10 protein-coding genes are annotated in these 14654 nt (G+C 40.3%); 3 read left to right on the top strand and 7 right to left on the bottom strand.

The window, feature by feature from the left end; translation table 11 throughout:
* Positions 1–9 precede the first annotated feature (9 nt).
* From poxB to modD, 5 genes are all read right to left on the bottom strand, one after another.
* The gene (poxB, locus tag CTN07_RS08460; protein ID WP_005305536.1) at positions 10–1728 is read right to left on the bottom strand and encodes a ubiquinone-dependent pyruvate dehydrogenase; all 1719 of its coding nucleotides are present in this window, start codon (positions 1726–1728) and stop codon (positions 10–12) included.
* Between the two features lie 320 nt (positions 1729–2048).
* Positions 2049–2612 (bottom strand): PqiC family protein, encoded by a 564-nt coding sequence (locus CTN07_RS08455; protein ID WP_036765768.1) that lies wholly within the window; start codon positions 2610–2612, stop codon positions 2049–2051.
* Positions 2613–2614: 2 nt separating this feature from the next.
* Positions 2615–4258, bottom strand: a complete 1644-nt coding sequence (gene pqiB, locus CTN07_RS08450) for an intermembrane transport protein PqiB (RefSeq protein ID WP_036765769.1) — start codon at positions 4256–4258, stop codon at positions 2615–2617.
* A gap of 36 nt (positions 4259–4294) precedes the next feature.
* Complete coding sequence (locus CTN07_RS08445) at positions 4295–5638, bottom strand: paraquat-inducible protein A (RefSeq protein WP_005305545.1); 1344 nt, start codon at positions 5636–5638, stop codon at positions 4295–4297.
* A 330-nt stretch (positions 5639–5968) separates the two neighbouring features.
* Entirely contained in the window at positions 5969–6829 is an 861-nt protein-coding gene (modD, locus tag CTN07_RS08440) for a ModD protein (RefSeq protein WP_005305548.1), read from the bottom strand.
* A 190-nt stretch (positions 6830–7019) separates the two neighbouring features.
* Here modD and CTN07_RS08435 point away from each other — a divergent pair, with 190 nt between their 5' ends.
* The 3 genes from CTN07_RS08435 (at position 7020) to CTN07_RS08425 (ending at position 10892) form a co-directional block, all read left to right on the top strand.
* On the top strand, positions 7020–8009 hold the full coding sequence (locus CTN07_RS08435) for a CobW family GTP-binding protein (RefSeq protein ID WP_005305551.1): 990 nt from the start codon (positions 7020–7022) through the stop codon (positions 8007–8009).
* A 154-nt stretch (positions 8010–8163) separates the two neighbouring features.
* Positions 8164–9549, top strand: a complete 1386-nt coding sequence (locus tag CTN07_RS08430; protein ID WP_005305553.1) for a TldD/PmbA family protein — start codon at positions 8164–8166, stop codon at positions 9547–9549.
* Positions 9549–10892 (top strand): TldD/PmbA family protein, encoded by a 1344-nt coding sequence (locus CTN07_RS08425; RefSeq protein ID WP_005305556.1) that lies wholly within the window; start codon positions 9549–9551, stop codon positions 10890–10892. The genes CTN07_RS08430 and CTN07_RS08425 overlap by 1 nt, the downstream gene beginning before the upstream one ends.
* Positions 10893–11004: 112 nt before the next feature.
* Here the strand turns inward: CTN07_RS08425 and cfa are convergent, their stop codons facing one another.
* Both cfa and CTN07_RS08415 read right to left on the bottom strand, forming a co-directional pair.
* Positions 11005–12156 (bottom strand): cyclopropane fatty acyl phospholipid synthase, encoded by a 1152-nt coding sequence (gene cfa / locus CTN07_RS08420; protein WP_005305559.1) that lies wholly within the window; start codon positions 12154–12156, stop codon positions 11005–11007.
* 369 nt (positions 12157–12525) lie between these two features.
* Complete coding sequence (locus CTN07_RS08415) at positions 12526–14469, bottom strand: DEAD/DEAH box helicase (RefSeq protein ID WP_005305562.1); 1944 nt, start codon at positions 14467–14469, stop codon at positions 12526–12528.
* Between the last annotated feature and the right edge of the window lie 185 nt (positions 14470–14654).

Raw genomic sequence — 14654 nt, 5'->3', positions numbered from 1 at the left:
TTCTAATATTTAGCGCAATAAATTGGTCTTAGCTACTTCTACCAGCTCATCGCCATAACCATTAAATAACGCTTTCAACATATAAATAGCAAAGCCTTTTTCTTGAGCTAACTGAATTTTAGGAGGCATGCTAAGCTCATGTTTATCCGTAATGACTTCCAGTAAAGCAGGACCTTGATGAGCTAAGAGTTCATCAACGGCTTCATTTAATTTCTTAGGCCCTGAAACCTTAATACCTTTAATACCACAAGCATTAGCGATGGCTGCAAAACTTGGGTTATGGAGATCTGTCGCATTAGAAACAAAACCCGCCGCTTTCATTTCCATATCAACAAAACCAAGAGCACTGTTATTAAGAATTACAATTTTTACCGGTAATTGATACGGCGCTAACGTTAACAAATCACCCATAAGCATTGAGAATCCACCATCACCACACATAGCGATAACTTGGCGGTCCTTATCTACAGCTTGAGCACCAATAGCTTGAGCCATTGCATTCGCCATCGAACCATGATTAAAAGATCCCAGTAAGCGACGATGACCATTCATTTTCAGATAACGGGCAGCCCACAGTGTTGGCGTACCAACATCACAAGTAAATACAGCATCTTGATGTGCTTTTTCACTGATGACTTTTGATAGTGTTTGTGGGTGAATTAAGGCACTCTTAGGTTTAACTTCAGCCAGATTATCAAGCTCCTTTCGTGTCTTTTGATAGTGTTCAACACATTTATTAAGAAACTCAGTATTATGATTTTCATCTAATAATGGTAACAATGCCGATAAGGTCGGTTGAACATCTGCCACAATACCTAAATCAATCTGGGTATGTCGCCCAATCGCACTAGAATCATTATCAATCTGAACGATTTTAGCCCCTTTAGGATAAAAAGGTCTAAATGGAAAACTTGTACCAACTAAAATAACAACATCTGCGTTTTCCATCGCATGATAACCAGATGAAAAACCGATTAATCCCGTCATACCAACATCAAAAGGATTATCATATTCAATATGCTCTTTGCCTCGTAGCGCATGTACAATTGGCGCTTTTAGTTTTTCGGCAAGCTCGATGACTTGTTTATGAGAATCTTTTGTTCCGGCCCCACAAAATAATACCGTTTTTACTGACTGATTTAGTATTTCAGCACACTGATTAAGATCAGAGATTATCGGCATTGTTAGCGGTAAAGTTGGACGCTGCCATTTTATTGCGGTGTTTTTCGGCATGTCGAGTAATGCTACATCCCCTGGGACCACAATAACACTCACACCCCGCTTTAAAATAGCTTGGCGCATCGCGGTTTCCATAAGTTGAGGCATCTGCTCAGGAGTCGTTAATTTTTCGCAGAAAACACTACACTCTTTAAACAGTCGAGTAGGATCAGTTTCTTGAAAATAGTGAGTACCAATTTCTGAAGATGGAATATCTGAAGCGATCGCAAGTACTGGCACTTTATTACGGTAGCAGTTATATAGTCCATTAATAAGATGCATATTACCTGGCCCACAAGAACCGGCACAAACCGCCAATTCACCTGTTAATTCAGCTTCTGCGCCAGCAGCAAATGCAGCAACTTCTTCATGGCGGGTACCAATCCACTCTATCGTACCATCGGCTCGTAAACTATCACTGATTCCATTTAATGAATCGCCTGTAACTCCCCAAATACGCTTAACGCCAGCCTCACTAAGTAGCTTCACCATATATTGAGCTATCTTCATTTTACTTCCCTTATCAGCATATACTCGATTTTTTTATCTAGCGCTTCTTACGCTTCAAACCGTTACCTAGTAGTAAAACAAACTATTCTAACTAAACCTCACCCCCAAAATCACAAAGGTATAGATTAATAACATAGTATTTCTTTTGTTATATACATAACATATAGAAAATAGATTTTATACTTTATTGGTAGCGTTTTAAGGATATTGCCAATGAAAGATATTCATATTAACGATAACAATATATTGTATTAAGCTTTCAATAATACAGATAAAAAAAGGAGCCTAACTGAGGCTCCTTTTGCTTAAACAATAACGTATTACTTAATCTGCTGCGCTATTTGAGATGTTAACTCATCAACACCTTTTGATAACGCTAGCACCTGAGCATTATAACCAGGTTCAGCTAATGGCACTTTAAATTCAAATGGATGAACACTTTCTAGTTCACCATTAGCATTCATCACCATCCATTCTCCGGCAACATCGGCGATACCATTATAAGTACCATTAAACTGATCAATACGAACTTGTAAGCGTGTCGCGCCTGCAATATCAAGTGTTGGTGTTAACTGAGTTGGCCAAAACTTGTTTTGTTTATTTCGTAGATCATCAGTAATACGACGAGTTAACTGCTTATTGATTGCTTCAGCCCATAGGTTATTTTGTGCTTCCACAACCTTGGTATCAGATACCTGATAAACCAATCCAGAACCATTAAGATGAGAAGCCATCTCAACCGGTCTTACCACCAGCATAGGTTTACTCACGTTAACATGGCTCATCGTCGTTTGTGGCGCTGCAGGAAGTAAATACGTATTGGTTTCAGGTGCACTACTACACCCTGCTAAAAATAACGCTGCAACTGCTAACCATTTTTTCATTATTATTTACCTCCAGCAGGAATTGGATCTGCCGTTTTATCACCACCAAAAATCAATGAGTTTGGCTTTTTATTGATTTGTTTTAGTACAGGTTGAAGTTCTTGCATCACATCTTGGAACTGGTTTAATGCCCCTTCCAGATTTTGATATGGAGCACCATTTGGTCCATAGCTGTTTAATGTGTGCTGAATCTCTTTTAAGCTCTGGCGAATATCTGCCGGAAGCTGCTGCGTATCTTTTTGTTTCAGTAAACGATCAAGATCTGCAGTAACACGCTCTGCTGACTGCAATGTTTTTTCAGTCGCAGCTAGCGTGCTGTTCAAAGAATTCACTGTTTTTTCAACCGGTAAGTTATTCAATTTCTTCAACAGGTCAGTTACTTGTTTCTGAACTTCGGCAAATCCACCCGCTTTAGTTGGGAAGATATCATAGCCATCAAACGATTGAAGCTTTGGTGCTTTCTCATCAGGATCAACATTAAGATCAATAAACAGCGCACCTGTAATTAAGCTACCGGTTTTTAATGTTGCTCGTAAACCTGTCTTAAACTCTTTTTGCAAGTCGGCTTTTAGCCCTTCAAGAGTTTCATGACCACCAAGCTGTGTAATTCGACCTAATTCAATATGCACTAAGATTGGAATCATCTTATTGGAGAAACCGTGCTTATTGGTAGGCAGTTTAAATGGAACTTTTTCAACTGTACCAATACGAACACCGCGATATTCAACAGGAGCACCAGGCTGAAGACCTCGAATAGACTCTTTAAATAGCATGACATAAGGCAAATACTGATCGTACATACCTTCAGTTACTTGCTTCATATTGTCGTATAGACGATATTTTTCATTTTGTGTTGTTACTTTCTCACCTGAACTTACGCCATCAGGAAGACCAAAACTTACACCACCAGTAATTAGTGATTCTAATGAACCAATCTTTACGTTAATACCAGACGCACTCATTTGGAAATCAACACCAGAAGCTAACCAGAACTTTGTGGTTGTCTGAATTAGGCTATCGTATGGTTGGAAAATAAATAGATGATAGTTTGCTAACTTAGTGTTGGTATTAAACGATACTTGTTCAACACGTCCAACCGTAAAACCTTCATAAAGTACAGGATCACCGACACTCAATTTGCCTGCTTCTTTATTGGTTAATACGACACGTAGCCCTTTTGCATCAGGTGGCGCAATCGGTGGTACATCTAATACTTTAAAATTATGCTTTTTAATATCAGATTTACCCGGTTGCAGCTCAATATAAGAACCAGATAGCAAAGTATCTAGTCCTGAAATGCCTTCTTTACCAATACGAGGTTTTACGACCCAGAATAACGTATCATCACGAAGCATACGCTCAGCATCTTTATTCATACGGGCAGTAACAGTGATATAACTGTAGTCATCACTTAGTTGGATATTGGTGACAACGCCAACTTTAACATTTAAAGACTTAATCTGAGTTTTGCCAACTTCAATTCCTTCAGCTGTAGGCATTCTTAACGTTATCTCAGGGCCTTTACTGGTAATATATTGCGCCAGCATCCATATACCAATGGCTAAGGCAACAATTGGAATAATCCAAATGGCAGAAACCTGTTTTAGGTTCTTCACCTCAGCCTGAGTTGGCTTATTATCACTCATATTGGGGTTCTCGTTAAAATTAGACATTACGATTAATTAGTTAATAGCAGCAGATGCTTTACCATCAGCTGAAGATTTGAGGTCGGTATTTGACCAGAACACTCTTGGGTCAAACGTCATTGCAGATAACATAGTAAAGACGACAACTGCAGCAAAAGAAAGTGCTGCTGGACCCGGTAATATCGCCATTAGGTTTTGTAATTGCACTAACGCGACTAAGATTGATACAACGAATATATCAATCATCGACCAACGGCCAATGAGCTCGGTTATACGATAGAGTTTTAAATGCTGAATGGCATCACGTTGAGAGCAATCCGGTTTTTTTGAAGCACTATAATACAGCCACATTAGCGCAAACATTTTTGCCATTGGAATCATTATGCTGGCAAAGAATATTACCGCAGCGACAGGATAAGAGCCTAAGTGCCATAACAGGGCTACCCCTCCCATGATTGTTGATCCGTCTTTCTGACCTAAACTTACGGTGTACATCATCGGATATAAATTGGCTGGAATATAAAAAACGATAGATGCAATCAAAAAAGCCCAAGCTCGTTGCAAATTCATTCGAGGATCAAATACATGAAGTCGGCTATCGCAACGTAAACACTTAGCATGTTTTGTTGTTGGCATTGGGTTTAATTGATTACAAGTATGACATGCAACATGATTATGTGTTGAGTGATCATCACCAGGCTTAACTCCTGCTATATGAGTCATTGGGATAAATTGATCCCAAAGCCAAGTTCGATCAATTAGGGACACGCACTTCACAAAAAGAATGGTATAAGCACAAAATGCCCAGAAAGAACTGCCTAATCCCACATCAGCTAGTGCGGCAATTTTTACCAAACTCACTAATACACCAATCAGGAATACATCAACCATCGTCCAAGGTTCAATCTTAAAAATAATGCGACATAAACTTTTTATCGTTTCAATATTCTTAACGTCATAATGACCTTGATGTATTTTAGCTGCTTGATAATTTAGGTACATGATTGCCAAAACATAAAATGCAGGCAAAACCAAAACAAACCCCATAAAAAGAGCGGAAAGAATACCGTTATCAAAATGCCTTAACATTTCAGCGGCATTGGCTAAAGTAATCTCGTGGGTTAATCCTTGTACACTGAATGACATAAAAGGAAAAGACACACTCAAAACCAACATGATCAAACAAGCAATGCCATAAGCAATAGGTTTATGGTATGGGTTGTTAATTTTCTTTAGCAATGTATGCCCACATCTTGGACATGTTGCTTTTTGACCATCTTTAATATCTGGAATATCGACAACCAACCCACACTCTTCACAAGCAATTAGCTCATGAGGTAAAGATGCAGTTGTCGCGGTAGTTTGCTCTAGTGACACCATAGACCCCAGTTATTTTTTCGTAATATCATCAACATCAACTTCTCAGATTTTAAATGCGTTAAGAATTAATAGTAGTATTCTTTTATTTTTACGTATAATCAGGTCTACATCCCTAAGTAAGTTTGCTACCAACAAACGAGATACCTCTTTGATATCTCGCTTATTTTATCTGATTTTATTGGTGATTAAAAAAAACAGACTGTTGCATAGACCGCATCTTTAAAGATCATAAAAAACTTGACATCAGAGCCGTTTATCACCAATAAAAATCAGCGTTCAATTATTGTTATTATACATCTTTTCTTTTAATTTTGATGGTATTAAGAAAATTTAATTTGTTTCTAGACTATTGGCCGTGATGATAACTTTAATATCGGTAGGCTGAGCATAATATGGTGCAGAGGTAATAAATAGATTAACCCCTGTTGAGGCAAACTGCTCAATATTATGGATGTTTACCCCGCCAGCGACTGATAATGTGATTGATTGTGTTGCGCTATTCACCAGTTCTAGAGCTCGGTTCACATCTTCTATGCTAAATTTATCAAGCTGAATAATGTCAGGTTTTGCACTAATAATAGGCACAACGTCCGCTAAAGAATCAGCTTCTATGGTGATTTTATTCTCAGGCGCAGATTGACGCAGCAATTGAACCTGTTTGGCGTAATTATTAGGTTCTGTTAATAATCGTCGATGATTAGTAAAAACTAAAACGGTTTCACTGATCCCTGCACGATGAATATGCCCACCACCTGCTAATACCGCTAAAGTTGCTAATTTTCGGGTTCCAGGGATACTTTTACGGGTACATGCAATAATGGCATTTGGATTAATGACTTTTGCCTGAGTGACTAACGCATGTGTATATTGAGCTACACCACAACACCATTCCATAACCAACTGCACAACTTTCCAACCTTGATGCAATTTATCAGCAGACCCTTTAGCTTCAATTAGTGTCAATCCAGTATCGACAATATCGCCATCTTTTGCGTAGCTATAAGCCGTTAAACCTAATTTTTGTAATAATCGTACTGATACATCTATTCCCGCGACAACGCCAGAATGTTTTCGACGAAACACCATCGTAGCCTCTTGATGAGAAAGATTTAAGCCTCGTGTTGTTACATCCCCACGGTAAATATCTTCTAATAACAGAGCATCTAATTCTTGTTCAGAAAAATAAATCATAGGGTCTATCCTTGTTAATCGTTATATACAAAATAATATATCGATTGTACCGAAAAAAACGGGTATGGGTAATAAACTCGGATTTTTTTTAACCAAACCAAAAACAATTCTAGTCCTAAACTAGCATGGTCAGAATAGGTCACGTACACTAGGTCAACTGCGTCTAACGCTAATGGAGAAATGGAACCGCATGAAACGCATACCTACCAATATTATTACTGGCTTTTTAGGCGCTGGTAAAACAACCGCAATATTATCCCTGTTGGCGCGTAAGCCAGAAAATGAGAAATGGGCTGTTCTTATCAATGAATTCGGTAACGTCGGTGTTGATGGCGCAATGATGGAACAACAAGGTGCGATAATTAAAGAAGTACCGGGTGGTTGTATGTGTTGTGTTGCGGGCCTGCCTATGTCGGTTGGTATTAATGCTCTATTAGCACAAAAACCTGACCGATTATTACTTGAACCAACAGGTCTTGGTCATCCAAAAGAAGTAATTAACAAACTCACTTCTGACACCTATAAGAACTATATTGATTTAAGAGCAACCATCACGTTAGTCGACCCTCGTCATTTCTCGGAGTCAATCTATACCGAAAACGAGAACTTCCAAGACCAACTTGCATTAGCAGATATCGTCGTTGCCAATAAAATTGACCAATGTGATGACTATGATCTGTTTTTGTTTGAAGAGACTCTTGCAAAAGCAGAACCGCAGAAAGCGCTGCTTGCTCATGTTGAGAATGGCAAACTTGACCCGGCATGGCTAGATGTAGAAAGACTGCAACGAGAAGCAAGCCATAGCCATCACCACCATCACAATGATGATAATGCAGAGTTAGCTCCCCTCCCTGAATTTGAACTCGCTCCTGGACAGCAGTTTATTCGTAAAGAAAATCAGGGCCAAGGCTATCATAGCTGTGGATGGTTCTTTGCGGCTGAACAATTATTCGACTTTTCAAAGCTGTTTTCGCTTCTTTCTAATATTAATGCCGAGCGTGTAAAGGCCGTTGTTAATACAGATAAAGGGTGTTATGCCTTCAATGTTGTTAACCGTATAGTGACTGTTAATGAACTCTCATTAGAAGGGTTTGAATCACGCCTTGAAGTCATTGATAAAGAAATTCTACCTTGGGATGAGCTAGAAAATATCCTATGCTCAATAGTAACAGCAGCTTAATGCATACAAATTAACCACCCAAGTCATCTAATAAACCTATCACAATGATAAGTCAGTCCAATCTTAAATTGTGATAGGTTGTCTCAATTAAAATCGTTCACTGACTTGCTGTTATTGATTGCTGAACGATCTCGTCATTAGCAAAGGAGACTCTATGCTAAATTCTACAACAGCCAAAGCGGTTATCGATCACGCACTCTTCTTAGGGGCGGATTTTGCCGAATTGTTTGTCGAGCATCATCAATCGAGCTCAGTCCAACTTATCTCAGGCGATATTGATCGTGTTAACTCAGGTATCGACTTCGGTATCGGTATTCGTCTGTTTTTTGGGCTTAAAGTCCTTTACGGTTATACCAATAGCACTGACGAAGAAGAATTAAAGCGTGTAACAAGCTTACTGGCTGCGAAAGATAAACGTGAACGTATTGTCGCTCCAATATCATTTGATTTACGCCGTTATGAGAGTCGCCATCATTGCGAACTCCCTCTTAGTGGAGATCCAAATCTAGCGGAAAAAATAGCTTTTTTACGTAAAATTGATAACGCTGCACGTAATGAACATGAAAAAATCTCGCAATTAGTGGCAGGCATTGGTAGTCGAGAACAAAAAGTAGAGATTTTCAACTCCGAAGGTCTGCATATCAATGACATTCGTCACTACACCCGCCTATCTGCCAACGCTATTGCTCAAAATGGCACAGAGCAATCAAGCGGTTACGAAGCTCCTGGAGCACTTACAGGCTGGGAATTCCATCATAAAGTAGATCCGGAACAGTTAGGCCAAGATGTTGCTAAACAAGCGATGGTTAAACTGTTTGCTGATGCTTGTCCATCTGGTGAGATGCCTGTCATCATCGGTAATGGTTTTGGTGGCGTTATTTTCCACGAAGCCTGTGGCCACTTGCTTGAGACCACCTCTGTCGCGAAAAAAGCCTCGGTATTCCACGATAAAATGGGCGAAATGATTGCAAATTCTGCAGTAAATGCCGTTGATGATGGCACTCTAGTCAACGAGTGGGGCTCAATCAATATCGATGATGAAGGCGTAGAAACACAACGCACTCAATTGATTAAAGAAGGCCAACTTACCGGCTTTATGGTCGATAAGATGGGCGGTCTTAAAACAGGTTATGCATCTACAGGTTCTGGTCGCCGAGAATCATACAAATATGCCCCAACCTCTCGTATGCGTAATACCTTTATTGAACCAGGTAACTCAAGCTTAGACGAAATGCTTGCCGGTGTAGAACGTGGTATCTACGCGAAAAAAATGGGCGGCGGTTCGGTTCAGCCAGGCACAGGAGAATTTAACTTCTCAGTACAAGAAGCTTATCTCATTGAAAATGGCAAAATCACTAAACCACTTAAATCTGCCACGCTTATCAGTACAGGTCCTAAGGTACTAAAAGAGATCAGTATGGTCGGAAGTGATTTTGAATTGGCAGCAGGTATGTGCGGTTCAGTCAGTGGTTCTGTGCCAACTACTGTAGGTCAAGCAACATTAAAAGTAGATAATATTCTTGTTGGTGGAGGTAACTAATGGCCGATCAAACTCAATTACAGCAAGCGATCGATTTTGTCTTAAACGAAGCACAAAAACGTGGAGCAGAAGCCGATGTTATCGCCAGTTGCAGTAACAACTTCTCGCTAAAAGCCAACAATGGTGAACTGGACGAATATAAAGTCACTTCAGGCCAAGTAATTGGTGTTCGTGTTGTTAAAGATCAACGTGTTGCAACCAGTTACTCTGAATCTTTAGAGCCTCAAAGCCTCAATATCATGGTTGAGAATGCCCTATTAAATGCGCAATATTCTCAGATTGATGAACATCAAAAAATCAGCTGTTTAAACAGCCGAATTACTACAGATATTGCTGAAATTTATCAGGCAGATGATGGCAATGCTGATCAAAAAATTGATTTAGCACTCAGTCTAGAGCGCGGAGTCGTTGCAAAACCTAACGCTAAAGGGGCTCCCTACAATGGATTTGCAGAATCAGAGAGCCAAATACTTATCGCAAATACTCAAGGTACTCAATGTTATCAAAAGTCTCGCTCAACCTATTGCTACGCATACACGTTATATGAGTGTGATGATAAGCAATCTATGTATGGAGCAATGTCTTTAGGCCGTAAATTTAGCGATCTTGACCCAACTCATTGTATTGAGCATGGGTATGAAATGGCGAAAGCGTTAGCTGATGGAACCCCGATTGCAACAAAAGCTTACTCGGTTATTTTTGAACATAATGCATTAAGCAGTTTATTCGGCGCTTTTGGCTTATGTTTCTCTGGAGTATCTGCCATGAAGGGAATCAATCCATGGCGAGATGCTTTGCATAGCCAAGTTGCTAGCACCCAGCTTACACTTACCGATAAAGTCTATATGCCAGGTGGCTTTGCTATTGGAAGCTTTGATAGCGAAGGTTTTGCTAGTCAAGATACTGTGCTTATTGGTAATGGTGAGTTACAAAGCATGCTTCATAATAGCCATACTGCAAGCTATTTTGGTATATCTAATACAGCGCACGCTTCACGTTCAGCAAAAGGTGGATTAAGTGTAGGTGGTAATCACACCGTTATTTCTACAGGCACAGCGACTGAGAGTGATGTAACAGCTGGCGAGTACTTAGAATTAGTCGATCTGCAGGGGGTTCACTCTGGTGCTGATGCTGTCAGCGGTGATTTTTCATTTGGTGCCAGTGGTTTCTTATGTCGAGATGGGCAACGCCTTCAGCCCGTTCGTGGCATTACCGTTGCAGGTAACTTTTATCAGATGATCAAAGAAATTGATGTTATGAGTAATGTTCTGCATGCTGACGATGAACACGATTTTTATGCGCCAACAATCCGTTTTTCTCGTTTAAATATTGCAGGTAAATAAAACCTCTTATTATTAAACGGCTTAATGATTAAAATAAGTGACTAAAAAAGCTCCCAGCTAAACCATTAGTTGGGAGCTTTCTTTATCGATTCTTACCATTTATAGGATAAGATTAAGCGGCACGAACAGAATGTGGTAATTCCGCCCCTTTTTTAGTTAAACCAAATTGCCAAACATTAAGATCTCGGCAACGGAATGCACCTGCACAAGAGAGTAAATAGTAACGCCACATCCGATGGAACTTCTCACCATACTTATCAGCAAGCGTTGGCCAAGCTTGTTCAAACTTTTCACACCAAGCCATCAACGTAGTATCGTAATCAGGGCCAATATTATGAACATCTTCTATATTAAAATAATCTTCGGCCGCAGCACCAATCTGACACATAGATGGAATCACCCCATTAGGGAAAATATACTTATGAATCCAAGCATCAGCTTCTGATTTCGATTCAGGGCTGCCGATAGTATGAAGTAAGAAAATTCCATCTTCTTTTAGTAGTGAAAATGCTGCTTTGAAATAGTCGTGATAATTATCAGGGCCTACATGCTCCATCATTCCGATGGAAACAATACGATCATAAGGCTGTTCTGTTGTATATAAGCGATAATCTTGCAAAATAAAGTTCACAGGAAGATTTTTGTTATTAGCGCGCTGTTGACCTAGTGCTGCTTGTTCTTTAGATAGGGTCAAGCCATCACAAATCACACCATACTTTTCTGCGGCATAGGTCATAAAACTTCCCCAGCCACAGCCAATATCCAGCACACGCATTCCAGGCTCTAATCCCATTTTTCGGCAGACAAGATCTAATTTAGCCTCTTGTGCTTCATCTAAATACTCAGCGCCATGCTTACCTTGCCAATAGGCACAAGTATACGTCATACGTTTATCAAGCATAGCTTCAAACAGATCATTTCCTAAGTCATAATGAAAAGGGACATCTTGACTTGAACGCTCAATACTCTGTGCGTTAAATAAGTGTTTTAATTTAGCTTTACCTGCTTTAAAACCCACTTTTAATTTTGTCGCAATACCTAACTTTTCTTCTATATGAGCATGTAGAACTCGGGAAATCATTTCATCAATAGCATCACAAGTCCACAAGCCATCCATATAGCTCTCACCAAAACCAAGCGAACCATGTTCAAGTACTCGGTCATAAACAGCATCATCTAAAATTTGGATATCCCAAGGGCGGTCGCCATTTATTTTTACATCGGCATAATCAAGAATCTGCTGAAAAAATTGTTCGTTTGTCATTACTATTATTCCCTTGTTATTTGTATGACAAATTGCCATGTTTTATGACAAAACTCAATACTCAAAAACAACAAATTCTTTTTAAAGTATTGAATATCAAGTTAATTCAAACTTAATCTTAATAAATTGGCTAAATACTTAAAATGCAAAATGAAACAAATAGAGCTCAATAAATGATAATATTTAACAAATGAGCGAGAAGCGAGAAGCGAGAAGCGAGAAGCGAGAAGCGAGAAGCGAGAAGCGAGAAGCGAGAAGCGAGAAGCGAGGAAGTTTAGGTAAACACAATAAAAATACAATTAATAAAAAAAGCCAAGACATTACATCTTGGCTTTCATTTAGATTTTAGCAATCATCAAATGGGGTTGATTATGATTCGAAGCGAGGCTTACGATCAGAGCGACGACGCTCACCACCATTACTGTTATTGCGATCGCCACCGTGATTACGCTCACCACGGTAAGTACCACGGTTATCACCACCACGGTTACGGTCGAAACGACGCTCGCCATCACGACGACCACGACCACCTTCACGGTTGCCATCACGATTACCATCGCGGTTGCCACGGTAACCACCACGGTTGCCATCGCGATTACCATCACGACCGCCACGACGGTGTTCACGTAGAACTTCACCATCAACAACAACAGCTTTCACTTCGTTCTGACGAATACGTAGTTTCTTAAGCTGAGCTGCAACTTCTGCTGTCATCTTCTTAGGAAGCTGAACATAAGTGTGCTCAGGAGCAAGTTTGATTGCACCGATGAAGTCTTTGTTTAGACCTAATTCGTTAGCAATTGCACCTACAACATCTTTAACCTGAATACCTTGCTCACGACCAACTTGTAGCTGGTAAGTATCCCAATCTGCAGCGTTAAAAGTACGACGCTCGCGACGTTCACCGCGCTCACCACGTTCGCCACGATCACGGTCATTACCACGACGGTCTCGACGTTGCTTATCACGCTCAAGAGCAGCGATCATTGGGTCTGGACCTTTGTAGAACAGAGGACGGTTACCTTGCTGACGCTGAAGAAGCATTGCTGCTAGAGTTGCTGCATCCACTTCAATTGATTCTTGTAGTTTTTCTACAAGCTCAACGAATGCTTCAACACTGCTCTGCTCTTTTTGTGCTTCAAGTTCTTTTGCTAGACGGTTTAGACGAGCTTCAGCAACAGCATCACGTAGAGGAAGTTGAATTTCTTCCATACGAGATTTTGTTACACGCTCAATTGTACGTAGCATACGAATTTGGTTAGTGCGAACCAATAGAATCGCTTTACCTTCACGACCAGCACGGCCAGTACGACCGATACGGTGAATGTAAGATTCTACATCAAATGGGATATCGTAGTTGAATACGTGAGTAATACGAGGCACATCAAGACCACGAGCAACAACGTCAGTTGCTACTAGGATATCGATAACACCACGTTTGATGTGTTCAACAGTACGCTCACGTAGAGACTGAGGGATATCGCCGTGTAGAGCAGCAGCTTTAAAGCCACGAGCACATAGCCAATCAGCTAGACGTTCAGTATCTTGACGTGTACGTACAAATACGATTGAAGCGTCAGTATCTTCTGTTTCAAGAAGACGCATCATAGCTTCATCTTTCTCTACGCCTTTAACAACCCAGAACTGCTGATCAACTTTAGCAACAGTACGGTTTTCACCAGCAACGTCGATACGAGCTGGGTTACGTAGGAAACGATCAACGATTTCTTTAACGATTGGAGGCATTGTCGCAGAGAATAGAACGCGCTGTGCTGTCTCTGGAGCTTGTTCCATGATCCATGTTACATCGTCAACAAAGCCCATTTTTAGCATTTCGTCAGCTTCATCAAGCACGAAAGTATGAACTTCATCTAGGTGTAGACGATCACGAGTGATTAGGTCTTTAACACGGCCAGGAGTACCAACAACGATGTGAGCACCATTTTTAAGTGCACGCATTTGATCTACGATAGATGCACCACCGTAGATTTCTAATACTTTAAGACCTTGGATGTTTTGACCCAAAGTTTTAACTTCAGCAGCAACCTGAATCGCTAGCTCACGAGTTGGAGCCATAACAATTGCTTGAGGCTTATGCTGAGATAATTTTAGCTTGTTCAATAAAGGAAGAGAGAACGCAGCTGTTTTACCAGTACCTGTTTGAGCTTTACCCAAAGCATCAGTACCAGTTAGTAGTAGAGGAATTGACGCCGCCTGAATAGGTGTAGGCGCAACGAAGCCCATTTTATCTAGTGCGGATAATAGTGTGTCGGCCAGTTCTAACTGGCGAAATTCTGTAACAGATTCTTGCATTGGGATCCCAATAAGATAATCATACACAAAACGGGGCCCCTTTGGCTATATAACGGTTCTGCAACAGCAACCACAAGCATGGGCCTCGATAAATAAGAGTCGCGTATTGTGCGCCAATACTGGGCAAAAATCCAGAAAAAATTGAACAATGTCACAAATTGGCTATTGAAAAACTAATATTTGTA

The sequence above is a fragment of the Photobacterium damselae genome, from assembly GCF_003026815.1.
GTDB lineage: Bacteria > Pseudomonadota > Gammaproteobacteria > Enterobacterales > Vibrionaceae > Photobacterium > Photobacterium damselae.
The sequence above is the reverse complement of the archived record's forward strand: the minus strand, read 5'-3'. Positions and strand labels throughout refer to the sequence as shown.

Coding starts and splice junctions, on each gene's coding strand:
- CTN07_RS08430 (WP_005305553.1), top strand. CDS start 8,164: ATGCTAAATTCTACAACAGCCAAAGCGGTTATCGATCACGCACTCTTC.
- poxB (WP_005305536.1), bottom strand. CDS start 1,728: ATGAAGATAGCTCAATATATGGTGAAGCTACTTAGTGAGGCTGGCGTT.
- CTN07_RS08435 (WP_005305551.1), top strand. CDS start 7,020: ATGAAACGCATACCTACCAATATTATTACTGGCTTTTTAGGCGCTGGT.
- modD (WP_005305548.1), bottom strand. CDS start 6,829: ATGATTTATTTTTCTGAACAAGAATTAGATGCTCTGTTATTAGAAGAT.
- CTN07_RS08415 (WP_005305562.1), bottom strand. CDS start 14,469: ATGCAAGAATCTGTTACAGAATTTCGCCAGTTAGAACTGGCCGACACA.
- CTN07_RS08425 (WP_005305556.1), top strand. CDS start 9,549: ATGGCCGATCAAACTCAATTACAGCAAGCGATCGATTTTGTCTTAAAC.
- pqiB (WP_036765769.1), bottom strand. CDS start 4,258: ATGAGTGATAATAAGCCAACTCAGGCTGAGGTGAAGAACCTAAAACAG.
- CTN07_RS08445 (WP_005305545.1), bottom strand. CDS start 5,638: ATGGTGTCACTAGAGCAAACTACCGCGACAACTGCATCTTTACCTCAT.
- CTN07_RS08455 (WP_036765768.1), bottom strand. CDS start 2,612: ATGAAAAAATGGTTAGCAGTTGCAGCGTTATTTTTAGCAGGGTGTAGT.
- cfa (WP_005305559.1), bottom strand. CDS start 12,156: ATGACAAACGAACAATTTTTTCAGCAGATTCTTGATTATGCCGATGTA.